Origin of the sequence: Pseudomonas sp. URIL14HWK12:I6 (assembly GCF_000514195.1) — a bacterium.
Taxonomy (GTDB): domain Bacteria; phylum Pseudomonadota; class Gammaproteobacteria; order Pseudomonadales; family Pseudomonadaceae; genus Aquipseudomonas; species Aquipseudomonas putida_A.
This window is the reverse complement of record NZ_AZVL01000013.1, coordinates 169,903-191,355: the sequence shown is the minus strand read 5'-3', so window position 1 is coordinate 191,355 and position 21,453 is coordinate 169,903. Positions and strand designations below refer to the sequence as shown.

At 60.0% G+C, this 21,453-nt stretch carries 15 protein-coding genes; 11 read left to right on the top strand and 4 right to left on the bottom strand.

The window, feature by feature from the left end:
• Positions 1-15: 15 nt before the first annotated feature.
• Positions 16-729 (top strand): hypothetical protein, encoded by a 714-nt coding sequence (locus H043_RS0118545; protein ID WP_027613101.1) that lies wholly within the window; start codon positions 16-18, stop codon positions 727-729.
• Positions 730-894: 165 nt separating this feature from the next.
• Here H043_RS0118545 and H043_RS0118540 read toward each other — a convergent pair whose 3' ends face one another.
• The gene (locus H043_RS0118540) at positions 895-5,790 is read right to left on the bottom strand and encodes an NAD-glutamate dehydrogenase (protein WP_027613100.1); all 4,896 of its coding nucleotides are present in this window, start codon (positions 5,788-5,790) and stop codon (positions 895-897) included.
• A gap of 686 nt (positions 5,791-6,476) precedes the next feature.
• Here H043_RS0118540 and H043_RS30295 point away from each other — a divergent pair.
• The 3 genes from H043_RS30295 to cui all read left to right on the top strand — a co-directional run bounded on the left by H043_RS30295 (position 6,477) and on the right by cui (position 8,308).
• Positions 6,477-6,653, top strand: a complete 177-nt coding sequence (locus H043_RS30295) for a hypothetical protein (RefSeq protein WP_155953501.1) — start codon at positions 6,477-6,479, stop codon at positions 6,651-6,653.
• Positions 6,654-6,661: 8 nt separating this feature from the next.
• Positions 6,662-7,654, top strand: a complete 993-nt coding sequence (locus H043_RS0118530; RefSeq protein ID WP_027613099.1) for a colicin-like pore-forming protein — start codon at positions 6,662-6,664, stop codon at positions 7,652-7,654.
• A gap of 78 nt (positions 7,655-7,732) precedes the next feature.
• Positions 7,733-8,308 (top strand): colicin immunity protein Cui, encoded by a 576-nt coding sequence (cui, locus tag H043_RS0118525; RefSeq protein ID WP_027613098.1) that lies wholly within the window; start codon positions 7,733-7,735, stop codon positions 8,306-8,308.
• Between the two features lie 48 nt (positions 8,309-8,356).
• On the opposite strand, the gene H043_RS0118520 is transcribed toward cui, so the two are convergent.
• On the bottom strand, positions 8,357-9,967 hold the full coding sequence (locus H043_RS0118520; protein ID WP_256214322.1) for a hypothetical protein: 1,611 nt from the start codon (positions 9,965-9,967) through the stop codon (positions 8,357-8,359).
• Positions 9,968-10,087: 120 nt separating this feature from the next.
• On the opposite strand from H043_RS0118520, the gene H043_RS0118515 reads away from it, so the two are divergent.
• The 7 genes from H043_RS0118515 (at position 10,088) to H043_RS0118485 (ending at position 17,678) form a co-directional block, all read left to right on the top strand.
• Entirely contained in the window at positions 10,088-10,441 is a 354-nt protein-coding gene (locus tag H043_RS0118515; protein WP_011334588.1) for a hypothetical protein, read from the top strand.
• A gap of 394 nt (positions 10,442-10,835) precedes the next feature.
• Positions 10,836-11,795 (top strand): MoxR family ATPase, encoded by a 960-nt coding sequence (locus H043_RS0118510; protein ID WP_003218556.1) that lies wholly within the window; start codon positions 10,836-10,838, stop codon positions 11,793-11,795.
• A 5-nt stretch (positions 11,796-11,800) separates the two neighbouring features.
• Entirely contained in the window at positions 11,801-12,745 is a 945-nt protein-coding gene (locus H043_RS0118505) for a DUF58 domain-containing protein (protein WP_027613096.1), read from the top strand.
• Positions 12,742-13,239: a DUF4381 domain-containing protein gene (locus H043_RS0118500; protein WP_027613095.1), complete on the top strand. Its 498-nt coding sequence runs from the start codon at positions 12,742-12,744 to the stop codon at positions 13,237-13,239. The genes H043_RS0118505 and H043_RS0118500 overlap by 4 nt, the downstream gene beginning before the upstream one ends.
• Positions 13,232-14,311: a VWA domain-containing protein gene (locus tag H043_RS0118495; protein ID WP_027613094.1), complete on the top strand. Its 1,080-nt coding sequence runs from the start codon at positions 13,232-13,234 to the stop codon at positions 14,309-14,311. The genes H043_RS0118500 and H043_RS0118495 overlap by 8 nt, the downstream gene beginning before the upstream one ends.
• Positions 14,308-16,044, top strand: coding sequence for a tetratricopeptide repeat protein (locus H043_RS0118490; RefSeq protein WP_027613093.1), 1,737 nt, complete (start codon positions 14,308-14,310; stop codon positions 16,042-16,044). Before H043_RS0118495 ends, H043_RS0118490 begins: the two co-directional genes overlap by 4 nt.
• A complete protein-coding gene (locus tag H043_RS0118485; RefSeq protein ID WP_027613092.1) occupies positions 16,041-17,678 on the top strand; it encodes a BatD family protein in 1,638 nt (545 codons plus the stop codon). Before H043_RS0118490 ends, H043_RS0118485 begins: the two co-directional genes overlap by 4 nt.
• Before the next feature lie 88 nt (positions 17,679-17,766).
• Here the strand turns inward: H043_RS0118485 and H043_RS0118480 are convergent, their stop codons facing one another.
• The gene (locus H043_RS0118480; protein ID WP_027613091.1) at positions 17,767-18,099 is read right to left on the bottom strand and encodes a hypothetical protein; all 333 of its coding nucleotides are present in this window, start codon (positions 18,097-18,099) and stop codon (positions 17,767-17,769) included.
• Between the two features lie 10 nt (positions 18,100-18,109).
• Entirely contained in the window at positions 18,110-21,400 is a 3,291-nt protein-coding gene (locus H043_RS29205) for a hypothetical protein (protein ID WP_155953500.1), read from the bottom strand.
• Between the last annotated feature and the right edge of the window lie 53 nt (positions 21,401-21,453).

Below are 21,453 nucleotides of genomic sequence, written 5' to 3'. Positions count from 1 at the left end.
CACGGGAGACTCATCATGAAACTTGCTTTTGCCAGTACCTTGGCGATATCGGTTTTAGCCTTGTCCGCCTGTTCAGTACCCACCGCGTCGAAAGCGGTGTCGTCCCTCGATACCCTGTTCACCCAACCGGTCGGCCGTAGCAGCGCCGCGCAGGTGAAAAGCGGTCCCGGCGTGTCACTGGGCGTGGTCTACAGCCCGAGTACCCAGACCAACCGTGAATATCTGCGTGACTATCAGGCCAACGCCGGCACCGGTTTCGGCCAGAGCCTGCTGGTGCAGCCGATCCACGACGCCTACGTCAACACCTCGAAACCGGACATGGCCGTGGACTGGGTCAAGGCCTCGCTGCAACGGCAGTTCGGTTCGGTCACGGTGTACCCGGACATGCAGAGCCTGCGCGCGGCGCACCCCGATGTGGTGGCGATCGTCGACACCCACAGCCAGTTGATCACCTCGCGCAGTTCCGACATCAAGGCTGATGTGAGTGCGGATTTTTATGATGCGAAGTTGAATTACATCGGTACGGCGAAAGGTTCGGAGGCCAAAGAACTGACACCGGTTTGGGCGGACTTCAAACGTTCGGAAGAGATCGTCGCTGATATTAATCAACAGCAGGAGGTGCAAGTTCGGGCGTTGCAGAAGTTTGATCAGTCGCTGAGTAATTTATTGACCAGACCGACAGATAAAGTGTCGATGCTGGATAACAAACAAGCACATAAGTTGTATTGATCCAGAGAGCCTCTTCGCGAGCAAGCCCGCTCCCACAGGGGGAATGCATTTCAAATGTGGGAGCGAGCCTGCTCGCGAAGGGGCCAGCCCGACCACCACAAAACCAACAGACACAAAAAAGCCCCGGCATCTCACGACACCGGGGCTTCTTCATTCAACCACTACTCAGGCCAGTTCAAGCTCGGCATTCGCAGCAGTCGCAGGCACTACCGCCTGACCGCTCAACGCGAGGTCAAGCAGTTCACGGTTGGCTACTGCATACATGGCGTAGTCAGTGCCGCTCGCAGCACGGATTTCCACCAGCATGGCGCGCCAGCGCTCGATCATGCTTTCGTGCTGTGCCATCCACAGCGCCAGGCGTGCTTCCACGTCCTGAGTGCCGTCGCCCTGTTGCAGGACAGAGATGGTGATCGCACGTTGCTGCCAGTCCACATCGTCACGGAACGCTTCACGGGCCAGGGCCTGCCAGTTGTTTTCAACCGGCAGCGCGCTGATCTGTTGCAGGTACCAGGTGATGTCCAGCGCACTGCCCACGGCGAAGTAGGCCTTGGCCACTTCAGCCGGATCCTGACCAGTGACGTCGGACGCTTCGATGATCGGCAGCAGGGTGTACAGGTGCGAGGTACCCGCCACCATACGCGCCAGCAACTCCGGCACACCGGCCGCGACGTAAGCCTGATAACGCGCCTGCCAGTTTTCACGGATTTCGCCGCTCAGCAGTTCGTCGAGCTTCAGCCCCAGCTCCTTGAGGTGCGGACCAAAGTGCGCGACGTCACGGGCAGCGTTCTGCTCGTTGCGACGGGCACGCAGGAACCAGCGGGTAGCACGGCGGCCCAGACGCATCAGCTCGTCCATCAGCTCCAGTTGCACGTCAGCGGAGACCTGATAGTCGAGCGCTTCGATCTGACGGAACCAGTGCGGGAGGTGGAAGATGTCACGCACGATCACGTAGGCGCCAGCCACGTTCGCCGGACTCATGCCGGTCGACTCTTTGAGTCGCTGAACGAAGGTGATGCCCATGTGGTTGACCAGATCGTTGGCGATCTGGGTGCTGACGATCTCGCGCTTCAGACGGTGACGACGCATGGCTTCGGAGAACTTGCTGACCAGGGTCGGCGGGAACGCCGTTTCCATGTCGCGGGTCAGGTAGTCGTCGTCCGGCACCAGCGAGTTCAGCAGCTGTTCCTTGAGGTCGATCTTGCTGTACGAGATCAGCACCGACAGCTCGGGACGGGTCAGGCCATGGCCTGCCGCAACGCGCTCGTTGATCTGCTCTTCGGTCGGCAGGAACTCGATGGCACGGTCCAGCTTGCCACGGCCTTCCAGATCGCTCATCAGACGCTTGTACTCGGCAATGCGCTCGTAGGCACGACGCGCCGCCAGGGACAGGGCCTGGGTCTGCTTGTAGTTGTTGCCGAGCACCAGACCACCGACTTCGTCGGTCATGCTCGCCAGCAACTGGTTGCGTTGCTTGTCGGTCATGTCGCCGGCCTGAACCACTTCGTTCAGCAGGATCTTGATGTTCACTTCGTGGTCGGAGCAGTCCACGCCACCGGCGTTGTCGATGAAGTCGGTGTTGGAGCCGCCGCCATTCAGACCGAATTCCACACGACCCAGTTGGGTCATGCCGAGGTTACCGCCCTCGCCCACGACTTTGCAGCGCAGCTCGTTGCCGTTCACGCGCAGTGCGTCGTTGGCCTTGTCGCCGACGTCGGCATGGCTTTCGCTGCTGGCCTTGACGTAAGTACCGATACCGCCGTTCCACAGCAGATCCACCGGTGCCTTGAGCAAGGCGTTCAGCAGTTCGGTCGGGGTCAGCTTGTCGGCCTTGATGTCGAAGCGTTCTTTCATCTGCGGCGAGATGGCGATGCTCTTCGCGCTGCGCGAGAAGATGCCGCCGCCTTCGGACATGATGCTGGTGTCGTAGTCGGTCCAGGCCGAACGCGGCAGGTCGAACATGCGCTGACGCTCGACGAAGCTGGTCGCCGGGTTCGGGTTCGGATCGATGAAGATGTGCATGTGGTTGAACGCGGCAACCAGTTGCAGCTTGTCGGACATCAACAGGCCGTTGCCGAATACGTCACCGGCCATGTCACCCACGCCGACCACAGTGATGCTGTCTTCCTGGACATTGATGCCGCGCTCGCGGAAGTGGCGCTGTACGCCGACCCACGCGCCCTTGGCGGTGATGCCCATTTTCTTGTGGTCGTAACCGGCGGAACCACCGGAGGCGAACGCGTCACCCAGCCAGAAGCCGTAGTCGATGGCGATGCCGTTGGCGATGTCGGAGAAGGTCGCAGTGCCCTTGTCCGCTGCCACCACCAGGTACGGGTCATCGTCGTCATGACGCACGACGTTGGCCGGCGGCACCAGCGCGCCGTCTTTCAGGTTGTCGGTGATGTCCAGTAGACCGGAAATGAAGATGCGGTAGCAGGCGATGCCCTCGGCCGCGATCTCGTCACGGCTGCCGCCCAGTGGCAGGCGACGCGGCAGGAAGCCGCCCTTCGCGCCCACCGGCACGATGACCGAGTTCTTCACTTGCTGGGCTTTTACCAGGCCAAGCACTTCGGTACGGAAGTCTTCTTCACGGTCGGACCAGCGCAGACCACCGCGCGCCACGTTGCCGAAGCGCAGGTGCACGCCTTCGACGCGTGGCGAGTAGACGAAGATTTCGAACTTCGGTACCGGCTTCGGCAGCTCAGGGATCGCGTGCGGGTTGAACTTGAAGCTGAAGTACGACTTGTTCTGGCCGTTGGCGTCAGTCTGATAGAAGTTGGTACGCAGAGTGGCTTTGATCAGGTCCAGGTAACGACGCAGGATGCGGTCTTCGTTGAGCACCTGAACGTCGTCCAGCGCGGTCAGAATCGCCTGCTCCAGACGCTGTTGCTTGTCTTCCAGATCATCGCTGCCCAGCTTGCGCGCCAGGTAGAAACGGGTCTTGAACAACCGGGTCAGCTCGCGAGCGATGTCGGTGTGGTTGTTCAGGGTGCTGGCGATGTAGCCCAAGTCGAAGCCCAGACGAATCTGCTTCAGGTAACGGGCGTAGGCACGCAGCAGCGCCACGTCGCGCCATGGCAGACCGGCGGTCAGCACCAGACGGTTGAACGCATCGTTCTCGGCATCGCCACGGACGATGTGGACGAACGCGTCCTGCAGGGTGTCGTTGAGTTGCTGGATGTCGAGGTCCAGGCCTTCAGCGGCAGTGAACGCGAAGTCGTGAATCCAGAACTCGCGGCCATTGGTGTGACGCAGACGGTACGGGAACTCACCCAGCACGCGCAGGCCGAGGTTTTCCAGAATCGGCAATACGTCGGACAGCGCCAGCGGGGTGTCGGCGTGGTACAGCTTGCAATGCAGCTCGCGCTGACCGGAAACCTGGCCCAGCGGCTGATAGAAGCTCATCACCAGCGGATTTTTTTCGTTCAGGCTCAGCAGGTGCTGCATGTCGACCACGGCCGAATGCGCCGCGAAACGCTCGCGGTAACCCGCCGGGAAGCCTTTCGGAAAATCCGCCAGCACGTTGGTGCCGTGGGCTTCGCCGAAGCTTTCGACGGTCAGTGCGGCGTAGTCGTCCTGCCAGCTGCGGCAGGCCTGTACCACTTCTTTTTCCAGCAGCAGCGGATCGATGTCGATGCGGTTCTTCGGATCAACACGCAGGATCAACTGCACGCGAGCCAGTACGGACTCGGAGAAGAAGGTCCAGAACTCGCAGTCGGTAGCCTTCAGGCGCTCCATCAGGACTTGCTGGATCTTCTGGCGCACTTCGGTGGAATAGATGTCGCGCGGCACGTAGGCCAGGCAGTAGCAGAAGCGACCGTACGGGTCTTTGCGCAGGAACACGCGGATCTTGTTGCGTTCCTGGATCTGCACGATCGACATCACGGTGCTGAACAGTTCGTCGACCGGGGTCTGGAACAGGTCGTCACGCGGCAGCACTTCGAGTACCTGCGCCAGTTCCTTGCCCAGGTGAGCCTTGGACTGGAAGCCGGAGCGGCGTTCGATTTCTTCGACCTTGCGACGGATGAACGGAATGACCCGCACGCTCTCGCCATACACCGAGGAGGTGTACAGGCCCATGAAGCGGTGTTCCTTGATGACTTTACCGTCGGCGTCGATTTCACGGATCGACACGTAGTCCGGGTAGGCCGGACGGTGTACGCGGCTCGGGTGCGCAGCCTTAGCGAACGACAGCAGGGTCGGTTCGCGCAGGTAGTTCACCGCGTAGTCTTCGATGTGCCGGTCTTCGTTGGTCAGACCGGTGCGCAGCAGTTTGGTCAGACCGAGGAAGGAATTCTGGTCGTATTCGATATGGCCGCCATCGGCCTGATCGACAACGGTGAACTCTTCGTAGCCGAGGAAGGTGAAGTGGTTGCCCACCAGCCATTCCAGGAAGCTCTTGATTTCGGTCTTTTCGTCGGCATCGACGGCGAATGCGCTGTGATCGAGCTTGGTGAGGATCTCCTGCACCTTGGCCTTCATCGGCTCGAAATCAGCGACCGCGACGCGCACTTCACCGAGCACCTGCTCCAGTTCTTTGCTCAGCACATTCAGTTCGGCCGCGTTGGCGCAGCGGTCGATTTCCAGGTACATCAGCGACTCGTGCAGCACGCCTTCGCCAGTGCTGCCCTTGGGCAGGATTTCCAGCAGCTCGCCCTTGCTGCCACGACGTACGCTGAGCACGGTGGTCTGCAGGGTGTGGATGCTGTAGCCGCGGCGGTTCAGCTCGGTGCGGACCGAGTCGACCAGAAATGGCAGGTCATGGTGCAGGACTTCGACCGCGGTGTGGGTCGACTGCCAGCCATGACGCTCGTAATCGGGGTTGTAGACGCGCACTTGCGGTTGCGCGTGATCGAAGCGCTCAAGCAGGCGCCACGCGGAAAGAGTACAGCCAGCGAGGTCGGAGAGGCGACGTTGAGTCAGCTCGTCCAGGGAAATGATGCCGAAGAATTGTTCAGCGAACAGCGCCACTTGTGGCAGTGCCTGTTCACTGATGTGCTGCGCCAGTGCCGCTTGCAGTTGGTGCTGGAAGTCGGCTTTGCTGGCTGCGGTGAAGAACGCCATCTGTGGTACTCCGCTTAAGCTTGTTATTGATGGAAAGCGTCGCGTGCAACACCCCTTTCGGGGCTTGTGTCGCCCTGTTCCTGATTCTCGGGCAGAGGAAACAGGGGGACAGGTGGGTGAAGCTGGACGAGACACTCAGGTCACATTCACCTTCCATTGAATGGGCATCTGCAAAAACGACTGTCGAGGCCGCCGACAATGTCTTTACGGGTGCTCATCCGTTGCGCAGCTTAATGGGTGCGACAATGTGTCTGCTTGCGGTGCTGCGACATATTCGGTCATTGGCACGTAAACGCGGGCCCGCGCACCGGTAAACATTAGCAGCGAAAGAGAATTCTCGCGCTTCAGGTGGCCGTTCAACAGGCAAGCGCACCTGAAATGACCGATTACCTGAAATTCGTTCCTGCCACACCTTTCCTCCTTGGAAAATCACCCAGCCAGAGCTTACACAGCCTTCGATTGTTCGCACTAAAAAAACCAATAAAAACAACAAGTAGAAACACACTAAAGAATGCTTACAAACTGACAAGAAATGTCTCACATAATTTGAAGACCGAATTCCTACAGCACGATTTGAACGCAAAAATCTGCAGTGCTATCTATATAAGCGCACCCCATAAAAAACCAGACATCATTTGTCAACCTGACCCACGGAACGGGTCTCCATCAAAGAAAGGAATCAGCACATGCGAAAACTTGAACTTCCGACAACGATAATCTACGGCGATGGCCCTTGGGAAATTATCAATTTGAACCCTGGCAGCATTCGCGGAGATATTCTCAAGAACTATCCGCTGGGCAACCCGATGCATGGGCTCACACTGGCGATAGAAAGTGACTATCTGAAAAAAAGCACAATTTAGAGCAAGGCTTGCAAACTGAGTTGAATATTATAGACAGCAGGCACCCACCGCTGACCCACCCTACTCCCGATACATGGCTAAACAAAGCCACCAATATTGTCAATGAATTACTTTTTCAAAAAAACACCGAGCTGCAGCAAAAATTAAGGGATATTAAAACGTCGCAACAATATGCGAAGTTACAAGCCACTTACGACGCCATGCTTCTGAACGAACAAATCGCAAATCTTCAAGACCGCCAGACCAGACTGTATGCCGAAATAGCTCGGCGACAGGCCGAGGCCCTCGCCCAACAGCAGGCCGCCGAAGCGGCGCGACAAGCTGAAGAGGCGCAAAGACAAGAGCAGGCGCTTCAGGCTGCTCTGCGACTGGAGGAAGAAAAACAGCGGATCGCTGCCGAAGCGGAGGCCAAACGTATTGATGACTACAAACGCGCGGTGGCTTACGTCGCCGACGCGAACAAATTCATCCTCGAGAAATACGGCGTCAAGCTGCATCAAGTGGTGATGGATCTTCAAAAGGATGTATCAGGGAAAAAGATCAGGAGCTACAACGAGGCGCTGCGAACGTTCGAGCAGGTGCGAACCAACCCGAATGCAAGGCTCAGCCCGCAGGATACCCGTGCGGTTGTCGACGCACTGAACGCGCTGGACAAGGCGACCTACATGGACAGTGTCAATCGGCTCGCCAAAGGATTTGGCGTAACCGGAAAAATCGTGCAGGTGCACTCGGTGATCGAGAAAACTGCGATTGGTTTCCAAGAAGGCAATTGGAAACCGTTGATGCTGGAGCTTGAGAGTATTGCGGCTGGTATGGGGGCAGGCGCACTACTGGCAGTGACCGCCGCCAGCTTTTCCCCAGCCCTGCTCACCACCGTACCCGGCATCGTGGTAGTCGGCTTATTGATTGCCTTGGCAGCAGCCTTCTTGAGCGCTGATAACGTGGAAAAAATAAATACACTGATTCTTGATCAGTTCAATAGCGCGTCCTCAAACGGATAGCAAACATCTGTAACGGGCCAGCCTTCCGGCTGGCTCTGTTAAACAGACAACACAGCCAGCCTACTGGAGAACACCAAGATGAATAAAAACCCGCCTGAACTGACTGTACCTCCATTATTGATTTCCCTTTTCTGCGCGCCGATCTTTTTTATAAACCTTCTTCTTCCTGCACTCCCGCAAAGCAGCCTGGATTTTGCCATCAACGACTTCCTGGACAACCAGCTTTTCGGCTTGAGCGGATTCTGGTCTTCCTTATTCCCCTTCAGCTCCAAAGCAACCGCAAACTATGTAGCGACTGTTGGGCCAATATTTGCGCCAATTCTATTCTACAAAACTTACAAAACAATGAAGATTGACCCGGCCCAGTACAAAAACAGGATTTTAACTCGATTCATCACCGGAATATTCTTTACAGCCTTTATGATTATGTTTTTTATATTAGCTTTTTATTTAACCGAAACAGATCTTGGAAAAGGCACCGGAAAATATGGAAACCTGTTTGGACAAAACATATTGTTTTACTCGATATTCTCTTCAGGCATGTTGATACTCTTCTTTGTCATCCCATTTCTGATCCATCGAATCTTTTTTTACTTTCCGTACTTGCTGATCAAGAACTGGAAGGAAAAAAGGGAACGCCGCCACTCTCATTGAGCGCTATGCCTTCCCTTTTTCCTGAGCTGTTTACAGCCCCCATTAACATCAGTCAGGCAGCTCCTCGAACGCCCTGAATTTACTAACCGTGGCACAGTCGTAACACAGGGTTTTCAGGACCAGTTTATCCATGCTGGCGTCGATATTGCTGGAGTCACACTCTCGGCAAAACAGCCTCAAATGACCGAGCAGATCGCTGTCAAAAGCTGCACGGGAGAAGAACTGCGGCACCAGTTCATCGCGCCAATACATTCCCGGCGACTTGGAAAACCCGGCACCGCTGTCCTTGAGCACTACGTCGTACAACAGCCGATGCAACGCCGATTGCGGTACCCGCGAATCACGGTGTGCGTTTTTGCGCCAGTTCCGAGTCAGGGCATCCTGAGCGGTCCCGAGCATGTTGCGCGGGATGGTGTTGGACGCGTGATTGCGACCTTTGGAGTTGTCGGTGGCGTAGAAGTGCGCAGCGTTTTTTACTGCCAGGCGGGCGAAGTAGTAGAGCTGGCTTACGGAAAAATCCTGCAGGAGTTGCCCCACAACCGTTTCGGCACGCGCCTCGGCCGTGAACGAAAAACTGACTTCGTTGGCCAGCACACGGATGTATTGAAGCGATTCTTCTCGGGCCAGATCGAAAATCAGCCCGTAGAGTTCGCTCTTCCAGGCGACCTGAATCTCGCCGGATAACTCCTGATATAGCGTCAGGTACAGGCTTTCCCGATTACAGCGCGCAACTCCGCCGAGTGCCACATTAGGCTGCCAGCGCACTGCAGAATAGTCACTGATACTGCAACCCTCAGTGCGATCGAAGGCCCTGATATCAGAGCTCGTCGCGACCGTTAACACGCCAGCCTCGTGCAGACTCTTCAATCTTTCCTCGCTGGCCTCGACGCTCGGTGCCAGATGTTCGCTTCGGGATGTCGCGCTCAACGGCGCGATCCATTCGGGATGGCTGCCATTGCCATCGTCAAGCAAGGCCAGCAACGTCAGTTTCTGCACAAACCCAAGGGTCGAATACGGCACCGCGGGACTCGGTACACCGAAGCGCGATTCAAGTTCGCGTCGATCACGCTCGGCCTGCGCCGCCAATTGTTGCTGATGAACCTGGCAACATGCCTGGCAAGTACACGCCATGCGTCGGCCATGGCGGGCGGATGCTGAGTATCGGTGCTCGCACCGTATGCATTTGTAAGGATGACGCTGCGAGACCGGAGTGCCCCGGGCGTGCCGACGTACCCACATCGGCACATCGCAATAAGGGCACTTCAGATCCTGACTGACAATCGGCGGCAAAACCTTGAGCAAGCTGCGGACAGTGGCAGGGATCTGATACTCGACCAGAAGCGCAGCGCTTTTTTCCCCGTCCAGATATCGCTGATAAATCTGCTCAATCTGATCGTCGGACAGGTGTGCAATTTCCTCAGCGCGTTCGAAATACGGATGCATTGAAAGAGGTCCCTTTTTCGGTTTGAGATGACGCACTCCTTTGCGTTCGAACCGCAAAATAATGACAATCGTGGCGATAAAACAAGCGAAAAAGCAGAAAATGGCTGCCAAGTTCAAACAAGTAATTTTCCCTGCGGCGTCCTCGGAAATTTCAACCCTCAACCCAGAATTCATCTGTCGGAATTTTCCTTTTTCATTGATTCCGCCAGGTTTCACGCACCCTCTTGTTGCAGTCGTCAATAAAGCAACCCACGCAAGAGAGCAGCGCAAATGCGCCAAGGCTGGCAAAATCGCGCTTTCGATTGCACTTAGCGCCCGTCGGCCAGGAATTCCCCCATGCAAATGACCACCGCCCTACTGATCGTCAACCCGTGCGACGACGAAGAAGACAACATGGCCATGCTCTGCTGCCATAGCGACAAGGGCGACATGTTTCTGATGAGCCGCTACCCGGACGAGGACGAGCTGGAGATCACCCTGGATGGCGAGCCTTCGACGCTCGACGGCGTGAAAGTCACCCTGTCCAAGACCCTGCTGAAGATCGAAATCGCTGCGGCAGATGCCGATGCGTTGAATGGCGATGATGTGCTGGAGATCACCTTCAACCCGGACATGGTTGATCTGGCTGAAGTTGAAGAAACCCTGAAGAACATCCTGGATGGCACCGGAACGTATATCAGCCAGATTTGATGCTGACTGGACTGGCCTCATCGCTGGCAAGCCAGCTCCCACAGTGGCCGATGTGTTGCACAAATCGCATTCGCACTTCTGATACCCGTGGGAGCTGGCTTGCCAGCGATGAGGCGAAATTTGACGTTGTCTGGACTGCCCCCTTCGCGAGCAGGCTCGCTCCCACTTTGACGGGTGTACGCCGTTCAAATGTGGGAGCGAGCCTGCTCGCGAAGGCGTCCGAAAGAACACTGCACCTTTCTCCGGCTACAAAATTCCAACAAATCCCCCAGTCATTTCCCGCACTTTGCGCAAAATGCCGTTAGTCGCCGCCCCCCTCGATGGATTAAAGTAACGCCCCCAGCCCCGGCGTTATCCGAACGCCTGCGGCCACCCTTTCCAGGAACAGTCACCGATGGAACATCGTGAAGCGCTGCTGGCGCTGCGAACCTTTCTTTCAACGCAGATTCTCGGCCAGGAAAAACTCATCGAGCGTTTGCTCATCGCCCTGCTCGCCGACGGCCATATGCTGGTCGAGGGCGCTCCGGGTCTGGCCAAGACCAAAGCGATCAAAGAACTCGCCGAGGGCATCGAAGCCCAGTTCCATCGCATCCAGTTCACCCCGGATCTGCTGCCGGCCGACATCACCGGCACCGAGATCTATCGTCCGGAAACCGGCAGTTTCGTGTTCCAGCAAGGGCCGATCTTCCACAACCTGGTGCTGGCGGACGAAATCAACCGGGCCCCGGCCAAGGTGCAATCGGCGCTGCTCGAGGCCATGGCCGAGCGTCAGGTCAGCGTCGGGCGCAGCACTTACGAGCTGTCGCCGCTGTTTCTGGTGATGGCCACGCAGAACCCGATCGAGCAGGAAGGCACCTACCCGTTGCCCGAAGCGCAGCTCGACCGTTTCCTGATGCACGTGAAAATCGGTTTCCCGGACGCCGCCGTCGAACGCCGGATCCTGCAGCAGGCCCGTGGCGAAGCGCTCAACGGCGAAACCAAACCGGAACGCCGAGTCAGCCAGCAGGCGATTTTCGCCGCGCGCAAGGAAATCCTCGGTCTGTACATGGCCGACGCCGTGGAGGAATATCTGGTGCAACTGGTCATGGCCACGCGCACCCCGGCCAAGTTCGACCCGGAAATGGCCGAGTGGATCGCCTATGGCGCCAGTCCACGTGGCTCGATCGCCCTCGACCGCTGCGCCCGGGCCCACGCCTGGCTGGCCGGGCGCGACTTCGTCAGCCCGGAAGACATTCAGGCGGTGCTGTTCGACGTGTTGCGTCACCGCATCATTCTGTCGTTTGAAGCCGAAGCCGCCGGCATCGATCAGGATCGGGTGGTGCAGCGGATTCTCGACGTCGTAGCCGTCGCTTGACCCCCATGAACGCCCCCCTGCCGTCCGAACCGGGCATCCGCATCAGCCTCACCGATCTGATCGAGATGCGCCACCGTGTGCGCGAAGTGCAGCTGTTTTCCACACCCAGTCAGCGCAGTCCGCTGATCGGTCTGCATCACTCGAAATTCCGTGGGCGTGGCGTGGACTTCGATCAGGTGCGGGTCTATCAGGCCGGCGACGACGTGCGCACCATCGACTGGCGCGTGACCGCGCGCACGCAGGAGCCGCACACCAAGCTGTTCCATGAAGAACGCGAGCGACCGATTTTTATCATGGTCGAGCAAAGCACGCGGCTGTTTTTCGGCTCCGGGCTGATGTTCAAGTCAGTGCTCGCAGCGCAAGCGGCGGCGTTGATCGGCTGGGCCGCGCTGGGGCACAACGACCGGGTCGGCGGGCTGGTGTTCGGCGACAACGAGCATTACGAAATCAAACCGCGTCGCAGCAAGCAGAGCCTGCTGCAATTGCTCAACCGCCTGGTGAAAGTCAATCAGTCGCTGCACAGCGAACGCGAACCGGACCGCGATGCCCTCGGCGTGGCGCTGCGCCGGGCGCGTGAGGTGTTGCGCCCGGGCAGCCTGGTGATCGTGATCTGCGACGAGCGCGCGCTGTCCGACAGCGCCGAGCAGCAACTAAGCCTGCTGTCGCGTCATTGCGATCTGTTGTTGTTGCCGCTGTCCGATCCGCTGGACCACGCCCTGCCTGCCGCCGGGCTGCTGAGATTCGCGGAAAGAGGCGCACAACTGGAACTCGACACGCTCAATTTCGAGCTGCGCCAGACCTATCGCGCTCAGGCCGAAGCACGCATCGCCCGCTGGGAATTGCTCGCGCAAAAACTGCGGGTGTTGTTGATGCCGTTGAGCACGCAAAGCGAAATGGTCGAGCAGATGCGCGAGTTCCTCAATCCGCAGCGCCCGGGGAGCAGTCGATGAACGGCCTCGAACAACTGCAACCGCTGATTTCCCCGCCGCCGATCGACTTCTGGCCACCGGCGCCGGGCTGGTGGCTGCTGCTGTTATTGCTGCCGCTGCTGGGCTTCGCCGTGTGGCGTTTGCGCCGCTTCATTCCGATCAAGAAACGCCCGATCGTGCGCGCCGAACAACCGCTCGACCCCGTGCGCATCGCCGCACTGGCCGAACTGGCGCAGATGCCCAAACCCTACGACGGCGCACCGGCCGGGGCCTGGCTGCAGCAGCTCAACGGTCTGCTCAAACGCCTGTGCCGCAACCACTACCCCTACAGCCAGAGCCACACGCTCAATGGCCGCAAATGGCTGGCGTTTCTCGACAACCGTTGCCCGGCCGCCGGCCTGACGCGCTGGATGGTGCTGGTCGAAGGCGCCTATAAACCCGAATGCAAACTCGACGACAAAGCCATCGCCGGCCTGACCCAAGCCGTCGACACCTGGATTCGCAAGCATGTTTGAGTTCGCCTGGCCGTGGATCTTCGTGCTGCTGCCGCTGCCGTGGCTGATGCGTCTGGTGCTGCCGGTGGCCGACAGCGGCGAGCCGGCGCTGCGCGTGAGTTTCCTCTCCGACCTCGAAGGTCTGGCACGGCGCCGGGCCCGCGCCAACCTGCCGGCGTGGCGCCAGCAAGCACCGTTCCTGCTGCTGTGGCTGTTGCTGCTGAGCGCCGCGGCGCGTCCGCAATGGCTCGGCGAACCGTTGCCGATTGCCGCCAGCGGCCGCGATCTGCTGGTGGCGGTGGACGTGTCCGGCTCGATGGACTTTCCCGACATGCAGTGGCAGGACGAAGACGTCAGTCGCTTGTCGCTGGTTCAGCATCTGCTCGGGGATTTCCTTGAAAGCCGTGATGGCGACCGCGTCGGTCTGATCCTGTTCGGCAGTCAGGCCTATCTGCAGGCACCGCTGACGTTCGACCGGCATACCGTGCGCGTCTGGCTCGATGAAGCGCGCATCGGCATCGCTGGCAAGAACACCGCCATCGGCGATGCGATCGGTCTGGCGCTGAAGCGCTTGCGCATGCGTCCGGCGCAAAGCCGGGTATTGATTCTGGTCACCGACGGCGCCAACAACGGTGGCGAAATCGATCCGTTGACTGCGGCGAAACTGGCCGCCAGCGAAGGGGTGAAAATCTACCCGATCGGCATCGGCGCCGACCCCGAAGACAGTGGCAGCACCGGCCTGCTTGGGGTCAATCCGAGCCTGGACCTCGACGAGCCGGCCCTCAAAGCGATCGCCAACGCCACCGGCGGCCAATACTTCCGCGCCCGCGACGGCAAAGAGCTGCAAGCGATCCGCGACACCCTCGATCAACTCGAACCGGTGACCCAGCAACCGACCCAGGCGCGCCCTGCCAAAGCCTTGTATCAGTGGCCGCTGGCGTTGGCCCTGCTGCTGAGCCTGTTGCTGGTCGCCCGCGAATTGTGGCCGGACAACCCGCTGCAACGCCTGTTTACCAAGGAGCTGTATCTGCAAAGTCCGTTGCCTGACTGGCGCGAGCGTCTCAAGCGCCTGCGTCTGCGGAGGCGCCGATGATCGCGCTCTGGCCGCACTGGTTCCGCCCTTGGTGGCTGCTGCTCCTGCCGCTGCTCGGCTGGCTGATCTGGCAACTCTGGCACCGGCAGAAACGCGCCGGACGCTGGCAGATGATTCTGCCGCCGGCGTTCCACTCGACGCTGCTCAGCGGAGGCAATGGGCGCACCAGCAAACTGCCGTGGGTCGCCCTCGGCGTGGCGTGGCTGCTGACCATCGTCGCCCTGCTCGGCCCCAGCTGGGAACGCGTCGAGCAGACCAGCCAGAAACCTGCCGATCCATTGGTGGTGGTGCTGGAGCTGACCCCGGAAATGCTCGCCACCGACTCGCCGCCAACGCGACTGGAACAGGCCCGGCGCAAGCTGTTTGACTTGTTGCAGGCGCGCAGCGATGCGCAGACCGCGATCGTCGTCTACGCCGGCAGCGCGCACACGCTGGTGCCGCTGTCGGATGACCTGGCGACCAGTCGCAATCTGCTCGACGCCCTCAAGCCCTCGTTGATGCCGGAAAGCGGCCATCGCGCTGATCTCGGCGTGAGCAAAGCATTGGCCTTGCTCAAGCAAGGCGCCCTCGGTCAGGGACGGATTCTGCTGATCGGCTCCTCGCTGACCGAAGAAGAACGCCAAGGCATCCGCCGCGCCCTCGGCGAGCAATCGGCGCAACTGCTGATGCTCGGCATCGGCACCGCTGAAGGCGCGCCGATCGCTCAGGAGGACGGCAGTTTCCTCAAGGACGAACAGGGCGCGATTCGCGTGCCGCAACTCGACAGCCCGGGCCTTGGCGCATTCCTCGCCAGCGTCGGCGGCGAGTACCACAGCGCGCGACTGGACGAGTCCGATTTGCGCGCCCTCGGCCTGCTCGATGGCCCGCGCAGCCTGCGCGACGATGGCCAGACCGTGCGCCTCGACACCTGGGCCGATCAGGGTTACTGGTTGCTATTGCCGCTATTGCTGCTGGCTGCCTGCGCCGGACGACGTGGATGGTTATTCTGCCTGCCATTGCTGCTGTGCCTGCCGCAGCCGAGCTACGCTTTTGACTTCGAAGACCTGTGGCTGCGCCCCGATCAACAGGGCCTGCACTTGCTCAAGCAGAAACGCCCGGCCGAGGCTGCCGAACACTTCGAAGATCATCAGTGGCAAGGGGTGGCGTTGTACGAGGCCGGCGATTACAGTGGCGCCGCTCAGCGTTTCGCCGAAGGCAGCGATGCCCGCGCCCACTACAATCGTGGCAACGCGCTGGCAAAAAGTGGTGAGCTGGAAGCGGCGATCGATGCCTATGAACAGGCGCTGGAACTGCAACCGGATTTGCGCCCGGCGCTGACCAACAAGGCCCTGGTGGAAAATCTGCTCAAGCAGAAGAACACCCCGCCACCGGCCGAACCACAGCCACAACCGGCGCAGCCGAATGTGCCCGGCGATGAATCGCCACCAGCGACCGCGCCACCACCCGCGGTGAAAAGTGACACCCCGAGCGAGGCCCAGCCCGGCGAGTCGGCCAGCGAACCGCCACCGACCACCCCGCCGCAGCCAGGCCCCAACGAAGTGCCGGGCAGCGATGACGCGGAAGTAACCGACACCGTGCCAACGCTGCGCCCGAGCGAAGACAACCTCGAAGGCGAGCAGCGTCAGGCACTGGAACAATGGCTGGGCAAGATTCCCGACGACCCGGGCGAACTGCTGCGACGCAAATTCTGGTACGAACAGCAACAACATCAGGATCAGGAAAAAACTCGATGACCCGTTTCACCGCTCTCTTGCTGCCCCTGCTGCTCTGCACGGCCACCGCCCAGGCGGCCGAGCTGACGGCCAGCGTGGATCGCAGTCGCCTGAACTCCGGCGAGACGGTCGAACTCACTCTTGAAACCAGTGATGTCACGCAGTTCGGCAAACCCGACCTGACCCCGCTGGAACCGCTGTTCGAGGTGCGCGGCACACGTCAGGTCAACCAGTTGAACACCCTCAATGGCGACAGCCGCGCCACCACGCGCTGGATCATCACCCTGCTGCCGAAAGAGAATGGCAGCGTGGTCATTCCACCGCTGCAACTGGGTGAGGTGCAGAGCCAGCCGATCACCGTGCAAGTGGTCGAGAGCGACACCCGCGAAGAGAAAAACAACCTGGACCCGGTGTTCATCGAGGCCAGTCTCGACCAGTCCAGCGTTTACGTGCAGGCCCAGGCGATCCTGACCCTGCGCATCTACCATTCGGTGTCGCTGTACGACGACAGCAGCCTGACCCCGCTGCAGATCGCCGACGCGCGTATCGAGCAACTGGGCGACACCCGCACCTACGAGAAAGACATCAACGGCGTGCGCCATGGCGTGATCGAGATGCGCTATGCGATCTACCCGCAGCACAGCGGTTTGCTGACCATCGCCCCGCAGACCTTCAGCGCCACACTGGTCGATACCCAACCCGCTCAGGACGCGACCGCGCAGGGCCCGAAACCGGGCAAGCTGCTGCACGTCAGCTCCTCAGAGATTCCGCTGACGGTCAAACCGAAACCGCTGACCTACCCGGCCGATGCGCCGTGGTTGCCCGCACGCAGCCTGAGCCTGAGCGAAAGCTGGAACCCGGAGCCGGATCATCTTCAGGTCGGCGACTCCCTGACCCGCAGCCTGACCCTGAAAGCCGAAGGCCTGGCCAGTTCGCAGTTGCCGGCCCTGCCCGGTACCGAAGCCAATGGCCTGCGCCGCTACCCGGATCAACCGGTGCTGAGCAACCAGAGCGGCGAGCGCGGCCTGATCGGCAGCCGTGAAGAACGCGAAGCGCTGGTGCCCAGCCGCAGCGGCGCGATCGAGTTGCCGACCGTCGACGTGATCTGGTGGAACACCTTCGAAGATCATCTGGAACACACCAGCCTGCCGGCGCGCACCCTGCAAGTGGCGAACAACCCGAGCCTGCAGGTCGACACCCCGGCCGGCACATTACAAGCGAACGCCGCCGATAATGATGTGTTGTGGTGGTGGAAACTCAGCACCTTGATCCTCGCCTGCACTACCCTGCTCGGCTTCGGCCTGTGGTGGCGCGCGCGCTGGCAACCGGCGGTGCATCGCGCCGCACAAACCGGGCCGAGCCCGCGCACCTTGCTGGACGACATCAAACGGGCGTGCCAGGCGAATGATCCGCAAGCGACCCGGCAGGCACTGGATGCATGGGCGCGGCAGCAGCCGGAGACACTGGCCGATATGGCGGCGCGGTTTGTGCCGTTGTCGGACGCGCTGGATGGGCTCAATGGCGCGCTGTACAGCGAGACGGGGCAGCATTGGCAGGGTGAGGATTTGTGGCGGGCGATTCGTACCATTCCGGCGGCGGAGCGGGTGCAGGATCCGGTGGGTGACAGTGGGTTGCCGCCGCTTTATCCGAAGTAAAAAGCAAAAGATCGCAGCCTGCGGCAGCTCCTATATTTAGTCCGTGTAGGCGCTGCCGCAGGCTGCGATCTTTCAGGCGTTGACGGTGTTATGAGGTTTGTTCACTTTCCGCCGCTTCAAGCAGTCGTGTCTCACGCATTCCCAAACCACGGGACAGCGCTGTAGCTTCGTAGAAGATTTTGCCGTTGAGCTGGTCGGCGACGGCATCGCTGTTACCGCCGGCCGGGCCACGGCCCCAGGTCACGACCTCGCCGCTGGAGGTCAGTGCGGCGAAGGCATGGGTGTTGCCATAAATGGCGCGGACGTTGACCAGTCTTGCGGCAATGTAATCCGGGATCTCACCACCTCGATCAGCGGTCCCCCAGGCTACAACGGTGCCGTTGGCTCGCAGCGCAGCAAAAGCAACTCCCCCGCATACCACCTGTACGACGTCAGCCAGTAATGCAATCGGTGTTGGGATTGCCTGACGTCCCCATCCCACGACACGCCCGCTGCCGAGCAGTGCAACGAATGATCCATTCGTTACCCGTTACCGTGCGGATGTCTGTCAATAAGGCGATCGGCGCAGGAACGCTTGCGCCAGCTGAAGGGTACCCCCAAGCAACAACGCTTCCATTGCTGCGTCGTGCGGCAAAGGCTGCTTCGGCCCCACTCAGTTCCACAATGTCTGTAAGCAGTTTGATCCTGCCAGGCACGGATCCCCCGTAACCGTAGTCTCCCCATGCAACTACAGCACCATTGGCACGCAGGGCTGCAAAGGCGTAGTCGGTAGCGACTACATCAACAACGTCAATCAACGCCGCGATGGCCGCAGGCACATTACCTCCATGGGTTTGGTGCCCCCAAGCCACCACCGAACCATTAGCCCGAAGCGCAGCAAAGGCGTGGAGGTTGCCAATCACTCTGACGACATCCCTCAGTGCAGCTACCGGCTCTGGAAGTGCTGCACCCCAAGTAGGGCTTCCCCACGCCACCAGACTCCCATCACGACGTAGCGCGACAAACGCATAACCGTTGCCGCTTACCGCTACGATATCCCGCAAAGGACTGATGGGTTCCGACACCTCTCCTCCGTTTCCACTCAGCCCCCAAGCCACTACCGCACCCGAGGCCTGTCGTGCCGCAAAGGCATAACCGCAAGCACTCAGCGATATGGCATCAGAAATGGCCGGTAACGAATCCCCCAGATCCCCACCACGGGCAGGCTTACCCCATGCCACCAGGGCTCCACGTTCGGTGCGCGCCGCAAAGGCGGCGCTATTTTCTTCTTGGCTGGCTATAAAATTCCCGTTCCCGCACAGGTTCTGCGGATTGATTGTCACCTGATCATCACTGATCCGCACATGCAGCAGCCGATCCGGTCGAGTGTCACGGAACGTCGTGCCACTGACCTCGCCCTCCTCGCCGTTATACCGCCACCAGGCCTTGACCGGCTGCCGGGTGGTTGCATCCAGCGCGGTCAACCACGCAGTCCCGCCGCCATACATCTGGTAATTACCCCGCGAGCGCGCGCCCATCACCAGCAACCGGCCTGTCCCCAGCGATGCACGCACGTCATAAACCGCCACGCGCGAATACTGGCGACCACCGGCCTGACGCACCACGGTGCAGTCCAGCGAGATCTCCCGCCCGACGTTGGCCAACACCACCGACTGCGGCACGCTGACCAGTTTGTCGCGCCCCGCTTCTCCGCTTTCCACGCGAAACGGCACGATGGCCGTGCCGCCGCCGGCAACGCCGATCCAGCGGATCTCGCCGCTGTCGCCCGCCCTCAGGCCATACGCCGCAGCCAGACGCACGGTTGCACCTACCGCTGGCACCGCGCTCGCATCAATCTGGTCGCCGCGCGCGTCGTCAATTGAGGGCGGATCGAAATCCAGCAGGGTATTGCCGACCCGCAAGGTCAGTGGAAAGGAGTAACCCAGGGTCTTGCCGTCACGCACGATGAAATAGTCGATGACGATCCGGCGATTGAGGTTGTTGGTCACAAACTGTTTCGGCACCGTGAACGGCACTTCCTTACCCGCAGTTTGCGCTGTAAGACGCAGTGAACCACTGGTGCTGCCGTTACCGCCCGTACCGCGCCAGCGATAATTCACCAGGTCTTCGGGCTGTGTCTGCAGATACGGCACAATCAATTTACAGCCCAACGGCGGGACGGCTTCCGGATCGATCAACGACGTGCCAGGCACCGCCTCCTCCACGCGCGGCGTCACGAACAGCGGTTGCACTTCGCCCACCTGCATCTCGAACCGCAACGACTCGCGCACGTTGAGTGTCGCCTCATCATCATTGGCAACGGTGTAAAACACCGAGACCTGCAAGCCGTCGAAACGCTGGATCTCCGCGTTCGAGACATTGCGCAACACCGGCTCGTCATCCGGCACATCGCCAACCGGGCGCGGGTCTTCGTAATAGACGATGCCGCCGCCGGGACGCGTGGCCTCCCAGATCAGCGTCAACAGGTCACTGGCGGCGCGTCCCGCAAACCATGGAATGCGCACGGTGGCCCAATGCTCGTTCGGGTCCAGCGTACCGGCGGGGGCTTCATCCACCGTAGGAGCCGGCAGACGGATGGCCTCCCCCTCTACCGAGATACCGACACTCTTCGACGGCCGATCAGCCTCGCCTGTTCGCTTGAGTACGTAAGAGACACTGGCCCGGCCTTTGGCGATGGCCCACACCTTGTCGTTCGGGACAGTGAACGTCAGCGCAACGCCGACTCGCGTCACCGGCAACTCCAGCGGGCCATGATTGATCGGCGCGCCCTCGGCGTTAGTGCCTTGCCAGGTCAATGCGACAATGTCCTGCAACTTGAAGACGCTAGCGGGGGTATTGACCAGAACGTTCACATCGTCATCTTGCAACTCGTCGAGATCGATGACATTGCTGACAGGATCGGCCTCCAGCACGATAGGCGCATCCAGACGACTTCCTTTCAGATCCACCAAGATGCGGGTTTCCGCCGACCACGGTGACCGTGGATCCGGATAATTGCCACACTCATCGATCACCTGGTACACCACGATCACCCCGGCGCTGTCGCCCGCCTCCTCGATCAGTGCTTGATCGATGGTCACGACCAGCGGGCTGTAGTCAGGGTCGTCAGGGTCGCCAATATGTTTTTGCTCGACAAGGACGTTTTTCTCTACGCTGCCCCACGCCACTTTGACACGGTCGTTGATACGCATGAAGGGGTACGGCAGGATCGTGATCGGCACACCCGCCGCGGCCTCCCCGGGGCCGACGCCGTTGTCGATGATGCTTTGGAGAATGTGGTAGCACAGGTTCTGGTTGCCGGGCGTTGACTGGTCGTCATCGAAGCCGCCGGGGCGATCCAGTTTGACGAAGAACCTTTGCAGCGGTGTTGACTCAGGTTCCTGAAACGGCCGGGTCACTCGATAAAAAACCGGATAGGCCTCCCCTCTGCGGATATGCCCCTCATCGATAACCCCTTTGATGAGTTCGTTTTCATCTTCCGGCTCGATGTCTTTACTCCAGACCGGCGCCTGCAGGTCGCCCCAGAACACCTCAAGCAGATCACCCGCCTCCATAACCAGCCAGGGAGGAACCAGAAATTCGACGCCTCCCTCCACGGCGGCCACCGGCAAACCACCGTCATAGCCCTGCACGGGAGTCTTGAGTTTGGTGATCCTTATGGGCTTGAGCGCGCTCACGCCTGGATCAGAAGACGTAGAGGCTGTTGGTGATTGCGTTTTCATACAAGCAAATCCTCAAGTGACTGAAAGCCCCGGCCTCACGCCTTGGCGACTGC

Coding starts and splice junctions, on each gene's coding strand:
- cui (WP_027613098.1), top strand. CDS start 7,733: ATGAATAAAAACCCGCCTGAACTGACTGTACCTCCATTATTGATTTCC.
- H043_RS0118500 (WP_027613095.1), top strand. CDS start 12,742: ATGAACGGCCTCGAACAACTGCAACCGCTGATTTCCCCGCCGCCGATC.
- H043_RS0118495 (WP_027613094.1), top strand. CDS start 13,232: ATGTTTGAGTTCGCCTGGCCGTGGATCTTCGTGCTGCTGCCGCTGCCG.
- H043_RS0118515 (WP_011334588.1), top strand. CDS start 10,088: ATGCAAATGACCACCGCCCTACTGATCGTCAACCCGTGCGACGACGAA.
- H043_RS0118510 (WP_003218556.1), top strand. CDS start 10,836: ATGGAACATCGTGAAGCGCTGCTGGCGCTGCGAACCTTTCTTTCAACG.
- H043_RS0118505 (WP_027613096.1), top strand. CDS start 11,801: ATGAACGCCCCCCTGCCGTCCGAACCGGGCATCCGCATCAGCCTCACC.
- H043_RS30295 (WP_155953501.1), top strand. CDS start 6,477: ATGCGAAAACTTGAACTTCCGACAACGATAATCTACGGCGATGGCCCT.
- H043_RS0118545 (WP_027613101.1), top strand. CDS start 16: ATGAAACTTGCTTTTGCCAGTACCTTGGCGATATCGGTTTTAGCCTTG.
- H043_RS0118485 (WP_027613092.1), top strand. CDS start 16,041: ATGACCCGTTTCACCGCTCTCTTGCTGCCCCTGCTGCTCTGCACGGCC.
- H043_RS0118540 (WP_027613100.1), bottom strand. CDS start 5,790: ATGGCGTTCTTCACCGCAGCCAGCAAAGCCGACTTCCAGCACCAACTG.
- H043_RS0118490 (WP_027613093.1), top strand. CDS start 14,308: ATGATCGCGCTCTGGCCGCACTGGTTCCGCCCTTGGTGGCTGCTGCTC.
- H043_RS29205 (WP_155953500.1), bottom strand. CDS start 21,400: ATGAAAACGCAATCACCAACAGCCTCTACGTCTTCTGATCCAGGCGTG.